This window comes from Aeromonas sp. s6 (assembly GCF_040907815.1).
In the GTDB taxonomy this organism is placed as follows: domain Bacteria; phylum Pseudomonadota; class Gammaproteobacteria; order Enterobacterales; family Aeromonadaceae; genus Aeromonas; species Aeromonas caviae.
In genome coordinates this window covers 1-18,477 of the sequence record NZ_JBFOCN010000028.1, presented here as the reverse complement: position 1 = coordinate 18,477, position 18,477 = coordinate 1, and the positions used below count along the sequence as shown (strand labels likewise).

The 18,477-nt window shown below is 63.2% G+C and carries 17 protein-coding genes; 11 read left to right on the top strand and 6 right to left on the bottom strand.

The annotated features are described in order from the left end of the window. Window positions 1-101: 101 nt before the first annotated feature. Window positions 102-737 (bottom strand): nicotinamidase, encoded by a 636-nt coding sequence (locus AB5Y50_RS03435; RefSeq protein WP_041214225.1) that lies wholly within the window; start codon window positions 735-737, stop codon window positions 102-104. Window positions 738-811: 74 nt separating this feature from the next. Here AB5Y50_RS03435 and AB5Y50_RS03430 point away from each other — a divergent pair, with 74 nt between their 5' ends. Both AB5Y50_RS03430 and AB5Y50_RS03425 read left to right on the top strand, forming a co-directional pair. Then, window positions 812-1,462, top strand: coding sequence for a DNA mismatch repair protein MutT (locus AB5Y50_RS03430; protein ID WP_029314880.1), 651 nt, complete (start codon window positions 812-814; stop codon window positions 1,460-1,462). Between the two features lie 76 nt (window positions 1,463-1,538). Further along, a complete protein-coding gene (locus AB5Y50_RS03425) occupies window positions 1,539-2,024 on the top strand; it encodes a DUF523 domain-containing protein (protein ID WP_029314879.1) in 486 nt (161 codons plus the stop codon). Here the strand turns inward: AB5Y50_RS03425 and AB5Y50_RS03420 are convergent. The 3 genes from AB5Y50_RS03420 to AB5Y50_RS03410 form a co-directional block, all read right to left on the bottom strand. Next, on the bottom strand, window positions 1,970-2,926 hold the full coding sequence (locus AB5Y50_RS03420; protein ID WP_069784598.1) for an acyltransferase: 957 nt from the start codon (window positions 2,924-2,926) through the stop codon (window positions 1,970-1,972). The two genes, AB5Y50_RS03425 and AB5Y50_RS03420, sit on opposite strands and share 55 nt — an antisense overlap. Window positions 2,927-2,933: 7 nt before the next feature. Further along, window positions 2,934-3,833, bottom strand: coding sequence for an acyltransferase (locus tag AB5Y50_RS03415; RefSeq protein WP_069784599.1), 900 nt, complete (start codon window positions 3,831-3,833; stop codon window positions 2,934-2,936). A gap of 132 nt (window positions 3,834-3,965) precedes the next feature. After that, window positions 3,966-5,483 carry a YifB family Mg chelatase-like AAA ATPase gene (locus AB5Y50_RS03410; protein WP_069784600.1) on the bottom strand — a complete coding sequence of 506 codons (1,518 nt, stop codon included), beginning with the start codon at window positions 5,481-5,483 and terminating at the stop codon, window positions 3,966-3,968. 384 nt (window positions 5,484-5,867) lie between these two features. Between AB5Y50_RS03410 and ilvG the strand changes: the two genes are divergently transcribed. From ilvG to ompA, 6 genes are all read left to right on the top strand, one after another. After that, window positions 5,868-7,514, top strand: coding sequence for an acetolactate synthase 2 catalytic subunit (gene ilvG / locus AB5Y50_RS03405; protein ID WP_069784601.1), 1,647 nt, complete (start codon window positions 5,868-5,870; stop codon window positions 7,512-7,514). Then, window positions 7,511-7,768: an acetolactate synthase 2 small subunit gene (gene ilvM, locus AB5Y50_RS03400; RefSeq protein WP_010676086.1), complete on the top strand. Its 258-nt coding sequence runs from the start codon at window positions 7,511-7,513 to the stop codon at window positions 7,766-7,768. Before ilvG ends, ilvM begins: the two co-directional genes overlap by 4 nt. 12 nt (window positions 7,769-7,780) lie before the next feature. Continuing rightward, window positions 7,781-8,725 carry a branched-chain amino acid transaminase gene (locus AB5Y50_RS03395; protein WP_039039680.1) on the top strand — a complete coding sequence of 315 codons (945 nt, stop codon included), beginning with the start codon at window positions 7,781-7,783 and terminating at the stop codon, window positions 8,723-8,725. A 146-nt stretch (window positions 8,726-8,871) separates the two neighbouring features. Beyond that, window positions 8,872-10,713, top strand: coding sequence for a dihydroxy-acid dehydratase (gene ilvD / locus AB5Y50_RS03390; protein WP_010676084.1), 1,842 nt, complete (start codon window positions 8,872-8,874; stop codon window positions 10,711-10,713). A gap of 64 nt (window positions 10,714-10,777) precedes the next feature. Beyond that, a complete protein-coding gene (ilvA, locus tag AB5Y50_RS03385; protein WP_010676083.1) occupies window positions 10,778-12,310 on the top strand; it encodes a threonine ammonia-lyase, biosynthetic in 1,533 nt (510 codons plus the stop codon). Window positions 12,311-12,558: 248 nt separating this feature from the next. Then, on the top strand, window positions 12,559-13,689 hold the full coding sequence (gene ompA, locus AB5Y50_RS03380; RefSeq protein WP_048209598.1) for a porin OmpA: 1,131 nt from the start codon (window positions 12,559-12,561) through the stop codon (window positions 13,687-13,689). Between the two features lie 52 nt (window positions 13,690-13,741). Here ompA and AB5Y50_RS03375 read toward each other — a convergent pair whose 3' ends face one another. Next, window positions 13,742-14,137, bottom strand: coding sequence for an HPP family protein (locus AB5Y50_RS03375; RefSeq protein WP_041201741.1), 396 nt, complete (start codon window positions 14,135-14,137; stop codon window positions 13,742-13,744). Window positions 14,138-14,287: 150 nt separating this feature from the next. Here AB5Y50_RS03375 and AB5Y50_RS03370 point away from each other — a divergent pair, with 150 nt between their 5' ends. After that, the gene (locus AB5Y50_RS03370; protein WP_043153422.1) at window positions 14,288-14,827 is read left to right on the top strand and encodes a TetR/AcrR family transcriptional regulator; all 540 of its coding nucleotides are present in this window, start codon (window positions 14,288-14,290) and stop codon (window positions 14,825-14,827) included. Here AB5Y50_RS03370 and priA read toward each other — a convergent pair. Continuing rightward, the gene (priA, locus tag AB5Y50_RS03365; protein WP_082189192.1) at window positions 14,824-17,031 is read right to left on the bottom strand and encodes a primosomal protein N'; all 2,208 of its coding nucleotides are present in this window, start codon (window positions 17,029-17,031) and stop codon (window positions 14,824-14,826) included. The two genes, AB5Y50_RS03370 and priA, sit on opposite strands and share 4 nt — an antisense overlap. A gap of 147 nt (window positions 17,032-17,178) precedes the next feature. On the opposite strand from priA, the gene rpmE reads away from it, so the two are divergent. Both rpmE and AB5Y50_RS03355 read left to right on the top strand, forming a co-directional pair. After that, window positions 17,179-17,394: a 50S ribosomal protein L31 gene (gene rpmE, locus AB5Y50_RS03360; RefSeq protein ID WP_010676078.1), complete on the top strand. Its 216-nt coding sequence runs from the start codon at window positions 17,179-17,181 to the stop codon at window positions 17,392-17,394. 118 nt (window positions 17,395-17,512) lie between these two features. Further along, window positions 17,513-18,475: an IS1595 family transposase gene (locus tag AB5Y50_RS03355; protein WP_319882837.1), complete on the top strand. Its 963-nt coding sequence runs from the start codon at window positions 17,513-17,515 to the stop codon at window positions 18,473-18,475. The last annotated feature ends 2 nt before the right edge of the window (window positions 18,476-18,477 follow it).

The window sequence follows — 18,477 nt, the reverse complement described above, 5'->3', positions numbered from 1 at the left end:
ATCAGGCTCCTGTGATGAGTGCTGCGCGGGCAACGCACTCTGGCTGCATCTGTGACGGGTGGGCGCCGGTGTCGGGTGGGCAGTGGAAAATGGAAGGCATGTCAGGCATCCAGCAGGCGTTGAATGTCGGCCAGGGTCTGGGCCAGCTCGGCGCCGGCCTCGATCATCCGGGTGCGGGCCTGGTCGATTGTCTCGGGGGCGATGCCGCGGCAGGCGTCGAGGTGGACGATGACCCGGAAACCGGCGCGACGCAGTTGCAGCACGCTGGTCTTGACGCAGTAGTCGGTGGCGAGGCCGCCGACCAGCACGGTAGTGACGCCGCGGGCTTGCAGAAACTCGATAAGCCCGGTGCTGCGCCGCTCCGCCAGGTCGTGATAGCAGGCGCCATAGGGATGCAGGTCCGGCTCGACCCCCTTCCAGACGAAGAAGTCGTAGTCGATGGGGGCGGGCAGGCCGTCGAGCAGCTCGAACCCAGGTGTGCCGGGCACGCAGTGGGCCGGCCAGGTGAGATCGGCATTCGCCAGTGCAAGGGGTTGCAACATGGCACCGGGTTCGGTCACCACCCAGGGGGCGTTCGCGGGGTGGGCATCCTTGCTGCCGGCTCGCAGGGTGGCGAGGGCTGCCTGGGCATTGAGCGCCGCCACTATGGTATCCCCGCCAGCGACGGGCAGCTCGTTTGGGCAGAGGGGGGTGAATCCTTTCTGCGCATCAATATCCAGGCTGGCGATGATTCCCATGGATGGCTCCTTCACATAATATTCTTGTGATATTATCTACCAAACATTATTAGAAGGCGAGCAGGTCGACCAGGATGCCGAGAATGAGTCTGGATATGGTGGTGCTGCGGTTGCGCGAGGAGCGGCTCGAGCTGCTTCTCGAGACCCGGGATCGCCCCCCCTTTGCCCACTGCTGGCAGTTGCCGGCCCTGCGCATCGACGAGACCCGGGATCGGGATCTGGACGCAGCTCGCCATCGCCTGCTGGCAGAGTGGGGGCTGGAGCACTGCTACAGCGAGCAGGTCTGTACCCTCGGCAACCTGGAGCGGGATCCCCGCGGCTGGTCCACCACCCTCGTCTATCTCTGTCTGGCGGATCCCGATGGGGGGGCGGTGCGCGGTCGCTGGCATCCTCTGGACGATCTGCCCGGCCTGCAACTCGCCTTCGATCACGGCAAGCTGGTCGCCATGGGGCTGGAGCGGCTGCGCATCAAGAGCCGTTACAGCACCCTGCCGCTGCATCTGCTGGGGGCAGAATTCACCCTCTCCGAGGTGCAACGGGCGTTCGAGATCGTCCTGCAGACCCCCATGAACACGGCCGCATTTCGCAAGCGGCTCCACCGTGCCGACATCCTGGTGGACACAGGGCGCAAGCGCACCGGCAAGCAACGTCCCGCCATCCTCTATCGGCTGGAGACCCCCTGTTGCGTCATGTTCGATCAGGTGATGCACGGTGCGGAAGCATAAACCGATGTCTGCGAAAGCCGGATTGTCGCCCCATAGCGGGTCTGGTGCACTGGCACCTCACACAGGAAGTGCAAACATGGGAGAGACGGGAATGCACAAGGTGCTGGTGAGCGCCTGCCTGCTGGGTCAGCCGGTGCGTTACGACGGCCAGAGCAAGGGGATTGTCAGCGACTGGCTGCAGGCGCTGGGAGCCGAGGGGCGGGCACTGGCCTTCTGCCCCGAAGTGGCGGGTGGCCTGCCGACGCCACGCCCCCCTGCCGAGCGCCAGGGGGAGCGGGTGGTCACCGAAAGCGGGCTGGATGTGACTGCCGAGTTCGACCGGGGCGCCGCCCTTGCGCTGGCCCTCTGTCAGCAGCAGGACATTCGCTTCGCCCTTCTGAAGGAGGGGAGCCCCTCCTGCGGCAGCGGCCGCATCTACAATGGCCGCTTCGAAGGGGTTTCACTGGCGGGAGAGGGCAAGACCACGGCTTTGCTGCGCCGCCATGGCATCGCGGTGTTCAGCGAGGATCAGCTGCCCGAGCTGGCCTCGGCGCTCGCCTTGGCTGCCTGCGGATCGGTCTGAGCCGCCGCATCGGCCGCCTGCCACTGCGCCAGCACCTCGTCTTTTTCCTTCCAGCGTGCATTCAGCCACTCCTGGAAACCGCGTTTGAACTGCTTGTCGTTGAAGTAGTCCCCCACCAGTTGCTCGTCCACCGGCAGCTCCTCGATTCGCACCCGGATGCGCTTCATCTTCCCCATCAGGAAATCCTTGAAGGGGGTGTTGGGGTTGTCCGGGTAGCTGATGGTGACGTTGATCAGGCTGTCGAACTGATCGCCCATGGCTGCCAGGGTGAAGGCGAGTCCTGCCGCCTTGGGGGGCATGAGATGGCGATAGCGGGAGCGGGCGGCCTCGCGCTTCTGATCGGTGAAGCGGGTCCCCTCCACGAAGTTGATGACGGTGGTGGGAATGTGGCGAAACTTCTCGCAGGCGTTGCGGGTGGTCTCGATATCCTTGCCCCGCAGATGTGGATTTCTTAACAGAAACTCTCTCGAATAGCGGCGCATAAAGGGCATGTCCAGCCCCCAGCACGCGAGCCCCAGCAGCGGTATGTAAATGAGCTCGTGCTTCATGAAGAACTTGGGCACCGGTAGCCGATTGCGAAACAGGTGGCCGAGCACCACGATATCGGTCCAGCTCATGTGGTTGCTGATGATGAGATACCAGCCATCCTTGCGCAGCCGGGTATTGTCCTCAATCTGCCAGTCGATGCGGGTAGTGAGGCGGATCACCAGGGCGTTGCAACCGAGCCACAGGCCCATGAAGCGGTTGTTGAGCCGGCTGCAGGCGCGACCAAAGGCCGGCACGGGCAGCAGCAGTTTGGCCAGTGACACCAGCAGGATCAGGCTGGCGCACAGGGCGGTAAACAGTATGGTCAGGCCGGCGCTGATGAACAGCACCAGGGGGCCCGGGAGCAGGTTTGGCATGAGTGTCTTACTGCGTCTTGTCCGCCAGCAGCTTATCCAGGGTCTGGTCCTTCTCGTGCCAGATCCCGTTCAACCACTGTTGAAACTCTTGTTGGAACTCGGGGTCATTGAAGTAATCCCCCACCAGATTGCGTTCGATCGGCAGAAAGCGGACCCGAACCTTGATCTCCTTGACCCGACCACACATGAAGTCCCAGTAGCTGGGGACGCCGCCGGGATAGGCGATGGTCACATCCACCAGCTTGTGCAGTTGATCCCCCATGGCCGCCAGGGTGAAGGCGATGCCCCCTGCTCTCGGGTGCAGCAGATGACGATAGGGTGCCCCTTGCTTGTCGTGCTTGCCGACGGTGAAGCGGGTCCCTTCCACGAAGTTCATCACACTCACCGGCATATGGCGGAAACGGGCACACGCCTTGCGCGTGGTTTCTATGTCTTTTCCCCTCAGATGCGGGTGCTTTTCCAGAAATTTTCGGGAATAACGCCGCATGAATGGGAAATCCAGCGCCCACCAGGCCAGACCGAGAAAAGGTACCCAAATCAGTTCTTTCTTGAGGAAAAACTTCAGGAAGGGGATTTTTTGATTAAAAATCCGCTGCAATACCAGTATGTCGACCCAGGATTGGTGGTTGGCAATCACCATATACCACTCATTCCGGCGCCCTTTGTCCACTCCGACCACATCGAAAGGGGTGTTGATGATGGTTTTCTGGATCAGATTGTTAAAACCTATCCAGTGGGTGGCGCAGCCGTCCAGGAGGGTGTTGCAGAGACGTCGCGCCCCCTTGAAGGGCAGCAGCAGCTTGATGAGGCCAAGCAGCAGGACGGGGACAAACCAGAACAGGGTGTTGATGAAATAGAGCAGGGTCGAGAGGCTGCCGCGCAGTCGCTCTATCAGCTTGTTGGGCATGGTGGAATCCGTCTTCGTATCGGTGGATGGCAACCAAGTGGTCAGATCTGTTGCCATAATATCAGCCGGCCCACGACTAGACCATGGTGGCGCCCTTTCCGGGTCGGGTGGTGGCTGCTGTCGTTCCCCCGCTCACTGGCCCCCGCGCAGCCGCGACAACAGCCTATCCATGGCACGATAGCCCAGGGCTTCGATCAGATGCGCTCTCTCGATGGTGGCGTGCCCCGCCAGATCGGCGATGGTGCGCGATACCCGCAGGATGCGGTGCCAGGCCCGGATGCTGAGCCCCAGCTTCTGGATAGCACCCTCCAGAAACTCGGCATCCTGTGGCGATAATCTGCAAACATCTTCGATTTCACGACTATCCAGCAGGTTGTTGAGTTTTCCGCTGCGACTCAGCATGCGCTCTCGCGCCCCCAGCACCCGTTCGCGTATCTGCTGGCTCGATTCCCCCCGCTCCGCCTTGCCGGTCAGGCTCCCCCTGGGCAAGAGCGGGACCTCTACCGTCAGATCGAACCGATCGAGAAAGGGGCCGGAGAGCTTGCCCAGATAGCGCAGGATCTGATCCGGGCTGGAGCGGGTCTGGCCGTCGCCATAATGGCCGCAGGGGCTGGGATTCATGGCACCCACCAGTTGGAAGCGGGCGGGAAAATCCACCTGGCGGGCGGCACGACTGATGGTGATGTGCCCGGTCTCCAGCGGCTCGCGCAGGGAGTCGAGCACCTTGCGCTCGAACTCCGGCAGTTCATCCAGAAACAGTACCCCGTTGTGGGCGAGGGAAATTTCGCCAGGCCTGGGATGGGTACCCCCGCCCACCAGCGCCACTGCCGAGGCGCTGTGATGGGGCGTGCGATACGGCCTGTGGTGCCAGTGGCCGGCGCGGGGGGTGAGGCCGCCGATGGAGTGAATGGCGGCGGTCTGCTGCGCCTCCTGTTCGCTTAGCGGTGGCAGAATGCCGGGCAGACGGCTGGCCAGCATGCTCTTGCCGGTGCCGGGGGGGCCGATGAACAGCAGGTTGTGGCTGCCAGCTGCGGCGATCTCCAGCGCCCGCTTCGCCTGGGACTGACCGATCACATCCTGCAGATCCGGCACGTCGGGCAGGGTCTCCGCGCTCTGGGGTTCCGGCAGCGGCAGTTCGTACTGGCCCGCCAGCCAGGCGGTGACCGCCAGCAGCTGGTGGGCGGTGCGCACCTCGGCATCCTGTATGAGGGAAGCCTCCGGACCGTTCTCCCGTGGGACCAGCAGGGTGCGCCCTGCGTCGCGGCAGGCGAGCACCGAGGGGAGCACCCCAAGCACGGGGCGGATCTCGCCCGTCAGGGCCAATTCCCCTAAAAATTCGTGATTGAGCAGGTATTTTGCGGGTATCTGCTTGGATGCGGCGAGAATGCCGATAGCGATGGCCAGGTCGAAGCGGCCCCCCTCTTTGGGCAGATCCGCAGGGGCTAGGTTGACCGTGATGTGCTTGGCCGGAAATTCGAAATTGCCGTTGAGCAGGGCGCTGCGCACCCGATCCCGCGACTCTTTCACCGAGGTTTCCGGCAACCCCACCATGTTGAAGGCGGGCAGGCCGTTGGAGAGGTGCACCTCCACCGTGACTTGCGGCGCCGCTATCCCCAGGCTGGCACGGCTATAAACAACAGCTAATGACATAAATACCGTCCTTGGTTTGATGTATATGCTGGTTAACCGTTTTTTATTAGTTTTTTGTTCCAGTCGTCAGGTTTCAGAGTAGTTAAAATCAGAGTCTTGTCAGGTAAAAAGTGCTTGCCCAATAAAAATCACCGTGCTAGTTCTAATAGCCATTCGCGGCAAGCTCCGCTCCCATTTCACAGGATTTCCGGTTGTAACTATGAACATGGCCTCCCGTTTCGTCAGCATTATTGTGGTCCTAGTGGTGATTATTATCTCACCGCTCGGGGCTCGTTTGGCTGCACGGAACAAGGGATAGACCCACCACCGGACAGAACGAAACAAGCGACCCCCGAGCCTCACGGCCCGGGGGTTTTTTTTCGACCAAAGGACAGGATTTTCCACATGAACGGCGCGCAGTTTTTGGTACAGGCTCTCAAAAAACAGGGTGTGACCCAGGTGTTTGGTTACCCGGGCGGGGCCATCATGCCGGTCTATGACGCCCTGTATGACGGTGGCCTGGCCCATCAGCTCTGCCGCCACGAGCAGGGTGCCGCCATGGCTGCGGTGGGTTATGCCCGCGCTTCCGGTCAGGTGGGGGTCTGCATCGCTACCTCTGGCCCCGGCGCCACCAACCTGGTCACCGGCCTCGCGGAGGCACTGCTCGATTCGGTACCGCTGGTGGCCATCAGCGGCCAGGTGCCCTGCGCCGCCGTCGGTACCGATGCCTTTCAGGAAGTGGACGTGCTCGGCATGTCCCTTTCCTGCACCAAGCACTCCTTCATGGTGACGGACCCGGCGGATCTGGGACGGGTCATTGCCGAAGCCTTCGCCATCGCCACCGAAGGGCGTCCGGGCCCCGTGCTCATCGACCTGCCCAAGGATGTGCAACTGGCCGCCGTTCCCTCTCAAAGCCCGCTGTTTGCAGTGGAGGAACCCGACCCCCTGAATCCGGCCGAACTGACGGTCGCCCGTACCCTGCTGGCCGCTGCCGAGCGTCCGGTACTCTACGTTGGCGGCGGGGTGGGCATGGCCAATGCCGAGCAGCAGCTGCGCGACTTTGCCGCCACCACGGGGATGCCGGCGGTCACCACCCTCAAGGGGATAGGTGCCCTCAACCCCGACAGCCCCGTTTATCTGGGCATGCTCGGCATGCACGGTACCAAGGCCGCCAACCTGGCGGTGCAGCAGTGCGATCTGCTGGTGGTGGTAGGCGCCCGTTTCGATGATCGGGTGACCGGCAAGCTGGAAGAGTTTGCCCCCGAGGCGAAGGTGATCCACCTGGATGTGGACGCCGCCGAGTTCGGCAAGCGCCGCGCCGCCGATGTGGGCATCACCACGGATCTCAAGCGTGTGCTGCCCGCCCTGGCGATGGCGCTGACCCTCGACCCCTGGCGCGAGCACTGCGCCACCATGGCTCGGGAATACGCCTTCCGCTACGACCATCCGGGTCAGGCCATCTACGCCCCGTCCCTGCTCAAAGAGCTTTCAAGCCAGCTGCCTGACACCAGCGTGGTGGCTTGCGACGTGGGTCAGCACCAGATGTGGGTGGCCCAGCACATGCGTTTCACCAGCCCGCGCAACCACCTGTCCAGTGCCGGCCTCGGCACCATGGGCTTCGGCCTGCCCGCCGCCATCGGCGCCAAGATGTCGCGCCCCGATGACGAGGTGGTGCTGGTGAGCGGTGACGGCTCCTTCATGATGAACGTACAGGAGCTCGGCACCATCCGCCGTGCCCGGCTCAAGGTGAAGATGGTGCTGCTGGACAACCAGCGCCTCGGCATGGTGCGCCAATGGCAGGAGCTGTTCTTCGACGGCCGCTACAGCGAGACCAATCTGTCCGACAACCCCGATTTCGTCGCTCTGGCCGCCGCCTTCGGCATCCCAGGCGAGACCATCACATGCAAGGAAGAGATAGCCCCGGCACTGGATCGCCTGCTGGCGAGCGAGAGTGCCTATCTGCTGCATGTGGCTATTTCAGAGGAAGAAAATGTCTGGCCCCTGGTTCCGCCAGGAGTCGCCAACCACAAGATGATGGAGCAACGCCCATGAACCAGCTCAATACCAGCACCCTGGAAATCCATGCCCAACCCAGACCCGAAGTGATGGAACGGGTGCTGCGGGTGGTCCGTCACCGCGGTTTCAATCTCTGCGCCCTCAACATGGAGCAGGATTGCCAACAGCTGCGGATCACGGTTACTGTCGAATCGGTACGTCCCATCCAGCAGTTGTGGAGCCAGCTGGTGAAGCTGGTGGATGTCTCCCGGGTCGATGCACTGGAACAGCAACCCCGGATCAGAGCTTAAGGAGCCAAGCCAATGTCACAGCCTTCCCAATCCGCCGCCCACCCCCAATACATCTGGTTCAACGGCAAGCTGGTCCCCTGGCAGGATGCCCAGGTGCATGTCATGAGCCATGCCCTGCACTACGGATCCTCGGTGTTCGAGGGGGTGCGGGCCTATGACACTCCCAAGGGGACCTGCATCTTCCGCCTGCAGGAGCACACCCGCCGCCTGTTCGACTCCGCCAAGATCTACTGGATGGACGTCCCCTACAGCGAGTCTGAGGTGAATGAAGCCTGCCGCACCGTGGTGCGCGAGAACGGCCTGAAGAGCGGCTACCTGCGCCCGCTGGCCTTTGTCGGCAACGTGGGGCTGGGGCTGCATCCGCCGCTGGATGCCAAGGCCGACCTCATGGTCGCGGCCCTGCCCTGGGGCGCCTACCTCGGAGAAGAGGGGCTGAAAAACGGGGTGGATGTGTGCGTCACCTCCTGGAACCGGCTCGCTCCCAACACCATCCCGACCGGTGCCAAGGCGGGGGGCAACTATCTATCCTCCCAGCTCATCAGCCGCGAGGCCAAGCGCAACGGCTTCGCCGAGGGGTTGGCGCTGGATGTGAACGGCTATCTGAGCGAAGGGGCGGGGGAGAACCTGTTTCTGGTGAAGAACGGCGTGCTGTTCACCCCGCCCGCCACCGCCGCCATCCTGCCCGGCATCACCCGCGACACCATCATGACGCTGGCGCGCGACTTGGGTTACGAGGTACGCGAGCAGGCGCTGCCCCGTGAAGCGCTGTACGTCGCAGACGAAATCTTCATGACCGGCACCGCCGCCGAGGTGACCCCGGTGCGCTCGGTGGATCGGATGAAGGTGGGCGCCGGTTGCCGTGGCCCGGTGACCGAGCAGTTGCAGAACGCCTTCTTCGGCCTGTTCAACGGCAAGACCGAAGACAAGTGGGGCTGGCTGACGCCGGTCAACGACTGATGATAGCGGGGAGGCGTCACGCCTCCCCGAGTCGCTTCCGGTGAAGGCTCCCCGAGGTGCCTTCACCAGGATCGATTCCCGATCCGCGAATCACACATTCATGTTGAAAGACAATGCGCCCCAGGGGCATTCAGGGAGTAGAGACAATGCCGAAGTTGAGATCCGCCACCACCACCCACGGACGTAACATGGCCGGGGCCCGCGCCCTCTGGCGTGCCACCGGCATGACCGATCAGGATTTCGGCAAGCCCATCATCGCCGTGGTCAACTCTTTCACCCAGTTCGTGCCGGGCCACGTCCACCTCAAGGATCTGGGCCAGCTGGTCGCCCGCGAAATCGAGGCGGCTGGCGGGGTCGCGAAGGAGTTCAACACCATCGCCGTGGATGACGGCATCGCCATGGGCCACGGTGGCATGCTCTATTCCCTGCCGTCCCGCGAACTCATCGCCGACTCGGTGGAGTACATGGTCAACGCCCACTGCGCCGACGCCATGGTCTGCATCTCCAACTGCGACAAGATCACCCCGGGGATGCTGATGGCTGCCCTGCGCATCAATATCCCGGTCATTTTTGTCTCCGGCGGCCCCATGGAAGCGGGCAAGACCAAGCTCTCCGACCAGATCATCAAGCTGGATCTGGTGGACGCCATGATCCAGGGTGCCGACCCCAAGGTCTCCGATGCACAGAGCGATCAGATCGAGCGCAGCGCCTGCCCCACCTGCGGCTCCTGCTCCGGCATGTTCACCGCCAACTCCATGAACTGCCTGACCGAGGCACTGGGTCTCTCCCAGCCGGGCAACGGCTCCCTGCTGGCGACCCACAGCGACCGCGAGCAGCTGTTCAAGCTGGCGGGCCAGCGTATCGTCACTCTGGCCAAGCGCTGGTATGAGCAGGACGATGCCTCGGCACTGCCGCGCAACATCGCCACCAAGGCGGCGTTCGAGAACGCCATGGCGCTCGACATCGCCATGGGCGGCTCCACCAACACCGTGCTGCACCTGCTGGCGGCAGCCCAGGAGGCGGGTGTCGACTTCACCATGGCCGACATCGACCGCATGTCCCGCAAGGTGCCCCAGCTGTGCAAGGTGGCGCCCTCCACCCAGAAGTACCACATGGAAGACGTGCACCGCGCCGGCGGCGTGGTCGCCATCCTGGGTCAGCTGGAAAAAGCGGGCCTGGTGCACGGGGATACCCGCAACGTGCTGGGCACTTCCCTGGTGGAGCTGCTGGCCGAATATGACGTCAGCCGCAGCAATGACAAGGGGGTTCACGACTTCTACCGTGCAGGCCCTGCCGGCATCCGTACCACCAAGGCGTTCAGTCAGGATTGCCGCTGGCCCGAGCTGGATCTGGACCGCGCCGAGGGGTGCATCCGCTCCTTCGATCACGCCTACAGCCAGGAAGGTGGCCTGGCGGTCCTCGCTGGCAACCTCGCCCTCAACGGGGCCATCGTCAAGACCGCCGGGGTGGATGAGGAGAACCTCACCTTCCGCGGCCCGGCCCGGGTATTCGAGAGCCAGGAGAGTGCGGTGAGCGGCATTCTGGACGGCACGGTGAAAGCAGGTGAAGTGGTGGTGATCCGCTACGAGGGCCCGAAAGGGGGCCCCGGCATGCAGGAGATGCTCTATCCCACCACCTATCTCAAGTCCATGGGATTGGGCAAGGCGTGTGCCCTCATCACCGACGGTCGCTTCTCCGGCGGTACCTCGGGTCTCTCCATCGGCCATGTCTCCCCGGAGGCGGCCTCTGGTGGCACTATCGGTCTGGTGGAGGATGGCGACATCATCAACATCGACATCCCGGCCCGCAGCATGGTGCTGGAGGTGGCCGACAGCGTGCTGGCCACTCGCCGCGCCGCCGTCTCTGCCCGTGGCTGGAAGCCGGTCGATCGTCAGCGCGAGGTCTCCTTTGCCCTGCGTGCCTACGCCATGTTCGCCACCAGCGCCGACAAGGGCGCGGTGCGCGATCGCACTCTGCTGGGGGAGTGAGAGGATGAACTGTCATGATATGGGCGCATTGCGCGCCCTTCGCCACGAGACGGGGGTATAAACCATGGTCTCTGCGGCGGATTATCTACGCAAGGTGCTGCTCTCCCCCGTCTACGAGGCGGCGCGGGTCACCCCCTTGCAAACCCTGAAGAAACTCTCCGAGCGGCTCGGCAATCACGTCAGTCTGAAGCGGGAGGATCTGCAACCGGTTCACTCCTTCAAGCTGCGCGGCGCCTACCACAAGATCGCCACCCTGACCCAGGAGCAGAAAGAGCGCGGCGTCATCGCCGCCTCCGCCGGCAACCACGCCCAGGGGGTCGCCCTGTCGGCCGCCAAGCTCGGCATCAAGGCGATCATCGTGATGCCCAAGACCACGCCGGACATCAAGATCGACGCGGTGCGCCGTCAGGGCGGCAACGTCATGCTGTTTGGCAACAGCTTCGATGAGGCCTACGGCGAGAGCCGCCGACTCGCCGAGTTGGAGGGCTACACCCTGATCCCGCCGTTCGACGACGTCGAGGTGATCGCCGGCCAGGGCACCATCGGCAAGGAGCTGCTGGAGCAGGATACCCACCTCACCCACGTCTTCGTGCCGGTGGGCGGCGGCGGCCTGGCCGCCGGGGTGGCGGTCTACATCAAGCAGCTGCTGCCGGATGTGAAGGTGATCGGGGTGGAGGCGGAGGGGTCCGCCTGCCTCAAGGCGGCGCTGGCGGCCGGCGAGCCGGTCAATCTGGACCGGGTCTCCCTGTTTGCGGACGGGGTGGCGGTCAAGCGCATCGGCGAGGAGACCTTCCGGCTGTGCAACCAGTATCTGGACGAGGTGGTGACCGTCTCCAACGACCAGATCTGCGCCGCGCTCAAAGACATCTTCGACGACTGCCGCGCCATCGCCGAGCCGTCGGGGGCCTTGTCCCTGGCGGGACTCAAGGCTTACAGCGAGCGAGAGCAGGTGAAAGGGGGGCGGATGGCGGCCATTCTGTCCGGCGCCAACGTCAACTTCCACAGCCTGCGCTACGTCTCCGAGCGCTGCGAGATCGGCGAGAAGCGCGAGGGCATGCTGGCGGTGACCATCCCCGAGCGCAAGGGGGCCTTCCTCGACTTCTGCCGTCAGCTGGGGCCCCGCATGGTGACCGAGTTCAACTACCGCTACGCCGATGCCGAGCAGGCGTCGCTGTTCGTCTCGGTGCGCCTCACCGGCGGTGACGAGGAGCTGGGCCAGATCATCGATCAACTCGGCGGCAATGGCTACCCGGTGGTCAACATGACCGAGAGCGAGCTGGCCAAGAACCACGTGCGCTACATGATTGGCGGCCGCCCGGCCCGGCCCCTCGGTGAACGCCTCTACAGCTTCAAGTTTCCGGAGCAGCCGGGTGCCCTGATGCGCTTCCTCGAGACCCTGGGCTGCCGCTGGAACATCAGCCTGTTCCACTACCGCAACCACGGCGCCGACTACGGACGGGTGCTCTGCGCCTTCGAGCTGCCGGACGAGGACGTGGCGGCTTTCCACGACTACCTGCACGAGATTGGCTACGGCTGGAAAGAGGTGAGCGAGGATCCCGCCTACCGCCTGTTCCTGGCGAGCCAGGGCAGTCAGTGAGCGGGGAGCCATCCCCTTGCCAGATGAAAAACGAAGAGCCCGGCTCTTCGTTTTTTTATGGGCAACGCGCCGGCCCCCATGATTGGGGGCACGGTGGCCGATAATGTCGCCAATATCACACTCCTGAGTCCCTGGTCGTTTGAGGCTGGTTGCAGATGGGATAATCTGAATGCGGGGCTTGGGTTCAGGGCCCCGTCAGGGAAGAGAGACGCAGCCGCGTCATAACAATTCATTGCAGGGGCTCATCCATGAACAGATCTATGCTCGCCGTCCTGATCGGCGCTTTGATGGCAACAGGGACGGTGCAGGCTGCCGCCCAGGACAACACCTGGTATGTCGGCGGCAAGGCCGGCTGGTCAAATTATTACGGGGTGGATTACAACGCTCAGGTCGAAGAGCTGTTCGATGCGACCAAGGTGAACGAGAACAGCGATGATCTCGGTCTGGGGCTGTTTGCCGGTTATCAGGTGAACAGAAACGTGGCGGTTGAGCTCGGCTATGACTGGCTCGGCAAGTATCAGGTGGACAAGCACTACTCGGGCAACGGGGTTGATTTCGCACTCGATGGCGAGGCCAAGGCCCAGATGGTGCAGGCCACCATGAAGATCATCCTGCCTGCAACCTCGGCACTGGATATCTACGGCCGTCTCGGGGGGGCCTATGCCTGGACCGAGAGCTCACTCAACGTCAGGGCCAGCGATGGCACCAGCAGCCTCTCCGAATCCCATGAGGGCAACAAATATCATGGTGCCGCCTTTGTCGGGGCGCTGGGGGTCGAATACGCCATCGACAAGGATTGGGCCGCCCGCCTCGAATACCAGTACACCACACCCCTGGGCAAGACTTCCCTCGACGAGTCAGGCATCGAGATGGACAACGGCCTGCTGTCGGTCGGCATGCTCTATCGCTTCGGCCAGATCGGCGACGAGCCGGTGGCACCAACGCCTGCGCCCGAACCTGCGCCCGCCCCGGCCCCCGTGCTGGTGGAGAAGCAGTTCAGCCTGGATTCCGATGTGCTGTTCGAGTTCAACAAGGCGACCCTGAAGCCGGCCGCCAGCCAGGCCCTCGACAACCTGTTTGCCCAGATCCTGGCGGCCAATCCGAAAGACGGGGTGGCGACGGTGATCGGTCATACCGACCGCATCGGCTCGGAGGCCTACAACCAGTCCCTCTCCGAACAGCGTGCCCGCACGGTGGCGGATTATCTCATCGCCAAGGGATTGTTTGCCGACAAGGTGCGTGCCGAAGGGCGGGGAGAGTCTTCGCCCGTGACCGGGGGCAGCTGCCCGGATGGCGCCAAGGCGCAGATGATCGCCTGTCTGGCCCCGGATCGCCGGGTCGAGGTACGCCTGACCGGGGTCTCCCAGGTCGCCGAATAAGCCATCTTTGCCTTGCTATTAAACAACGAGGGGGCCTTGGCCCCCTCGTTGTTTATGTGGGTGTGAGTCGTGACGTTTGCAGCCGCCTGGCGCAATGACTCACCATGATCAGCAGCAAGGCGCCGGGCAGCACTGTTTGCCAGAGGAAAGGCCAGGACTGGGTGGTGAGCAGGATCAACAGTGGATTGGCTCCGGCGGGTGGGTGGATCAGCCCCAGTCCCTGCATGAGTGCAATGGACAGGCCCACACCCAGCGCCAGCTTGAGCTCCATCGGTAGCGGGAGCAACTGCACCACCAACCCCACGGTGGCCGATAACAGGTGGCCTCCCAGCACGTTCTGCGGACGGGCCAGCGGACTGTCCGGCAGGGAGAAGAGCAGCACACAGCTTGCCCCGAACGGTGCCATCAACAGGGTCGACTGCCAGCTCATGTCCAGCCAGCCGAGCAACATTATGGCCAGGCAGGCACCGAGCCCTGCCAGCCAGGCACTTCGCCATCGTCTTGTTTCCATCTCCTGTCTCCTTGTCTGTGCCGGATCACTTGATCCAGCCTGCGACATTAGGTAGACAGATCGGTGTACTTCAAGAGGAAAGTCACCATGAGCGAAAAACGGCAACAGCTGATGACGACAGCCTATCGGCTGTTCAATCGTCACGGCTTTCACGCCACCGGCATCGATCGCATCTGGGCCGAGGCAGGCAGTACCAAACGCACCCTCTATCGCCACTTCCCCACCAAGGATGCCTTGATCGAAGCGGTGCTGATGGCGCGGGATGCGGAGTTCTTTGCCCTGCTCGATGCCAGGATGGATGGGGTGTCGGGGCGGGAGGCCAGGTTGCTGGCGCTGCTCGATGGCTTTGCCGACTGGTTTGGTCGCAGCGACTTCTACGGCTGCAACTTCATCAACGCGAGCGCCGAGTTCTCCGATCCTCGCCACCCGGTGCGCAAGCTGGTGGTGGCCCACAAGCGTGCGTTGCTGAACTGGGTCAGGGAGGCCCTCGAATGCACCGAGGTGCAGGCCACCGGATTATGCCTGCTGCTGGAAGGGGCCGTGGTGATGGCCCACAGCTATCAGCAGCCCCTGGCTTTGGAACAGGCCAGGGTGTTGGCGGAGGCCGTGCTGGCAGAGCCGCGCTAGTTCAGTTCCGTGGGGTCGATATCCAGACTCCAGCGCACCCGCTTGGTCTCGGGCCACCCCTCCAGCTCCTTCACTGCCCATTCGAGCAGCTGGGCCAGCGGTGCCCGGCTGGGCCCCTGCACCAGTAGCTGCATGCGAAACTTGCCCGCCTTGCGCTCCATGAAGCCGCTGATGGGCCCCAGCACCTGCACCTGGGGATAGCGGGCGCTGCGCAGGGTATCGGCGAGGCGACTGAGGAACAGCTGTACCTCGTCGCGGCCGTTGGCCTCGGCCCGAAACAGCCCCTGATGGCTGAACGGTGGCAGCCCCAGCAGGCGGCGCTCTTTCAGCGCCGTGTCGGCGAAGTGGCCATAGCCGTTCTGGGTCAGATCCTGCAGCAGGGCGTGTTCGGGATGGTGGCTCTGCAGCACCACCAACCCGGGTTTGCTGGCACGACCAGCCCGGCCCGCCACCTGGGTGTAGAGCTGGGCCAGTTTCTCGGCAGCGCGAAAATCGGCGCTGAACAGGGCGCCATCCACATCCAGCAGGCCCACTAGCGTCACGTCCGGGAAGTGGTGGCCCTTGGCCAGCATCTGGGTGCCGATCAGGATCTTGTACTTGCCCGCCTTGATGTCGCCGAGGTGGGTTTCGAGTTCCCCCTTGCGGCGGGTGTTGTCCCGGTCGATGCGCACCACCGGATATTGCGGGAACACGGTGCCGAGCAGCTGCTCCAGCTGCTCGGTGCCGACCCCGGAGCCGATGAGCTCGCTGCTGCCGCACTCGGGGCAGTGATGGGGCAACGGGCGCACGCTGTCGCAGTGGTGGCAGTGCAGCCGTCGCCCGGCCTGGTGCCAGGTGTACCAGGCGTCGCAGCGCTCGCAGGCGGCACTCCAGCCGCACTGGTGGCAGATAAGAGCCGGGGCATAGCCACGACGGTTGAGAAACAGCATTACCTGGTTGCCCGCCGCCAGATGCTCTGCCATCAGCTGTTCCAGCTGGGGGGAGAGCCCCGCCTGCAGCCGCACGTTCTTGATGTCCAGGATCACCTGGCGAGCGGTCTGGGCGTTGCCGGCGCGGCGAGTGAGAGTGAGGTGGTGATACTTGCCGCTGCGGGCGTTGTGCAGCGTCTCCAGCGACGGGGTGGCAGATCCAAGCAGGATGGGAATGCCGGCGCGATGGGCCCGCATCACCGCCAGATCCCGCGCGTGGTAGCGAAAGCCGTCCTGTTGCTTGAAGGAGCCGTCGTGCTCCTCGTCGATGATGATGATGCCGAGGTCCTTGAACGGCGTGAACACCGCGGATCGGGTGCCGATCAGAATGGCGGCACCACCGTCGCGGCAGGCGAGCCAGGCATCGAGCCGCTCCCTGTCGTTCATGGCGGAGTTCATCGCCACCACGGGCACGTTGAAGCGGCGGCGAAAGCGGTTGATGGTCTGGGGGGTGAGGCCGATTTCCGGCACCATCACCAGCGCCTGCTTGCCCGCCTTGAGCAGGGGCTCGAGGATGCTGAGGTAAACCTCGGTCTTGCCGGAGCCCGTGATGCCGTCCAGCAGGAAGGCACCGAACTTGTTGCTCTGGCTGGTGACGGCGGCCACCGCCAGCGCCTGCTCGCCGTTGAGGCGCAGCCCCTCACCCGGCTCGAAGTGGGTGGCCCAGTCGCCATCATGGCTCGGCTCCAGCGAGCGCTTCTCCAGCAGTCCCTTCTTCTCCAGCGCGGTGAGGGCCGCGCTCTGGATCTCCTCCTGTTTGAGGGCGGAGGGGGTCTGCGGCCCCTTGCGCAGCAAGGCGAGGGCCTGCTGCTGCTTGGCCGCCCGTTTGAGCTCGTTGAGGTCGATGGCCATGCCGGCCTCGGTAGCAAACCAGAACTCCAGCTCCCGATAGGCGGCGGGCTCACCCTTGCGCACCAGCACCGGCAGGGCATGGGGCAGCACTTCCCCCAGCGGATGCTGGTAGTAACCGGCGCTCCAGGCCATCAGCGCCAGAATGTCGGGCCCCAGCACGGGGGCGCTGTCGAGCACCCTCTTCAAGGGTTTTAATTTGTTGCGGGGGACCTGGCTCTCGGTCGGGTGATCCACCACCAGACCGACCAGGGTCTGCGGGCCGAACGGGATCTCGACCCGGCAACCGGGGGCAGGCAAGGGCAGGGGAGAGAGATAGTCGAAATGACGGCGTAACGGCACCGGCACAGCCACACGAACCAGATCCAGCGTTTGGGAAGAATTCACCAGGGGTTGCCTATTTTTTCTGCGAAGCCACTTGCCTGATCTCAGGCGTTTCCTATATTATTCGCAGCCTTTGAAACTGTGTTCAACAATCGTGTGGTGTCCGACAAGAGATCGGATGGCGACACGGCCTGATAATTGAGGTTGTCCATGAAAGCTGGTATCCATCCTGACTACGTAGCCATCACCGCCAAGTGCTCTTGCGGTAACGTCATCAACACCTTCTCTACCATTGGTAAAGATCTGAACCTGGACGTGTGCTCCGAGTGCCACCCGTTCTACACCGGCAAGCAGAAAGAAGTTTCTAGCGGCGGCCGCGTAGACAAGTTCAACAAGCGTTTCGGTGGCTTGACCTCCAAGAAGTAATCTTGCTTCTGAAGAATTCTGAAAAAGGCGCCCATCGGGTGCCTTTTTTATGGCGCTGTCCCAATTATGTGTTGGAAGGCTAATCTGGAAGTAGGTCATCACCGCGAGGACCTTCATCATGGATACGCCAGCCTTCCAACACCTGTTGTCCCTCTTTCCATTACTTACTCTGCGTCAGCGCCGTGTCGCTCAGCATGAGCTCGCCGCTCCACACCCGATTACGTCCCTCCATGCCCAGTTACCCACATGCTGCGGCTGTCCCCACTGCCAGGCGGATGCCACCCAGCTGGCCCCCTGGGGCTGGAGCCGTGGGCTGCGTCGTTACCGTTGTAAGCAGTGTCGGCGAACCAGCTCCCTCCTCACCAAGACGCCTTTGGCCAGATTACGTAAGGCTGAGCATTGGGAGGACTACGCCCAGACTCTCATCGACGGGCTCACTGTCCGCCAGGCCGCCGTCCGCTGCGGTGTTTGCAAGAACACCGCCTTCTTGTGGCGTCACCGCTTCCTGAAGGCGATGGCAAACCACCAGGCAACACGGGAAGAAGGCATTGTGGAAGTGGATGAAACCTTCTTCCTCGAATCGTTCAAGGGGCAGCGAGGGTTGCCTCGTCCGGCAAGACATCGTGGCGGGAAAGGGCGTACCCGGGGGACCGGGCGGGATTACATCCCGGTGATGGTGGTGCAGGACAGGGCGGGCCATCAAGCCGACTTTCAGCTGGAAAGGCTGGATGCGCAGACGGTGAAAGCGGTGTTGCAGCCACTCATCGCGCCCGATGCAGTGCTCTGCAGTGATGGTGCAGGGGTGTATGCCAGTTTCAGCCAAGCGCGGGGCATAACACATCAGGTGGTGTACAACCGTCGAGGTGAGCGAGTCATTGGGGCATACCACATCCAGCATGTGAACGGATATCACCGGCGGTTGAAGGAGTGGATGGAACGATTCCATGGAGTCGCAACCCACTACCTGAGGAATTATCTGGGCTGGCGCAGGATGCTGGAACGTTACGGCAGGGAGGTAAATACCAAGATGTGTTTGCATGAGGCGCTAGGGCACCCGATGCAACACGTAATTGGGACATAGCC

Excerpts from the sequence above, each read along its gene's own strand:
- AB5Y50_RS03425 (WP_029314879.1), top strand. The coding sequence starts at position 1,539 with ATGGGAGAGACGGGAATGCACAAGGTGCTGGTGAGCGCCTGCCTGCTG.
- ompA (WP_048209598.1), top strand. The coding sequence starts at position 12,559 with ATGAACAGATCTATGCTCGCCGTCCTGATCGGCGCTTTGATGGCAACA.
- AB5Y50_RS03435 (WP_041214225.1), bottom strand. The coding sequence starts at position 737 with ATGGGAATCATCGCCAGCCTGGATATTGATGCGCAGAAAGGATTCACC.
- rpmE (WP_010676078.1), top strand. The coding sequence starts at position 17,179 with ATGAAAGCTGGTATCCATCCTGACTACGTAGCCATCACCGCCAAGTGC.
- AB5Y50_RS03355 (WP_319882837.1), top strand. The coding sequence starts at position 17,513 with ATGGATACGCCAGCCTTCCAACACCTGTTGTCCCTCTTTCCATTACTT.
- ilvM (WP_010676086.1), top strand. The coding sequence starts at position 7,511 with ATGAACCAGCTCAATACCAGCACCCTGGAAATCCATGCCCAACCCAGA.
- AB5Y50_RS03430 (WP_029314880.1), top strand. The coding sequence starts at position 812 with ATGCCGAGAATGAGTCTGGATATGGTGGTGCTGCGGTTGCGCGAGGAG.
- AB5Y50_RS03370 (WP_043153422.1), top strand. The coding sequence starts at position 14,288 with ATGAGCGAAAAACGGCAACAGCTGATGACGACAGCCTATCGGCTGTTC.
- AB5Y50_RS03415 (WP_069784599.1), bottom strand. The coding sequence starts at position 3,833 with ATGCCCAACAAGCTGATAGAGCGACTGCGCGGCAGCCTCTCGACCCTG.
- AB5Y50_RS03395 (WP_039039680.1), top strand. The coding sequence starts at position 7,781 with ATGTCACAGCCTTCCCAATCCGCCGCCCACCCCCAATACATCTGGTTC.
- ilvA (WP_010676083.1), top strand. The coding sequence starts at position 10,778 with ATGGTCTCTGCGGCGGATTATCTACGCAAGGTGCTGCTCTCCCCCGTC.
- AB5Y50_RS03410 (WP_069784600.1), bottom strand. The coding sequence starts at position 5,483 with ATGTCATTAGCTGTTGTTTATAGCCGTGCCAGCCTGGGGATAGCGGCG.
- AB5Y50_RS03420 (WP_069784598.1), bottom strand. The coding sequence starts at position 2,926 with ATGCCAAACCTGCTCCCGGGCCCCCTGGTGCTGTTCATCAGCGCCGGC.
- ilvG (WP_069784601.1), top strand. The coding sequence starts at position 5,868 with ATGAACGGCGCGCAGTTTTTGGTACAGGCTCTCAAAAAACAGGGTGTG.
- ilvD (WP_010676084.1), top strand. The coding sequence starts at position 8,872 with ATGCCGAAGTTGAGATCCGCCACCACCACCCACGGACGTAACATGGCC.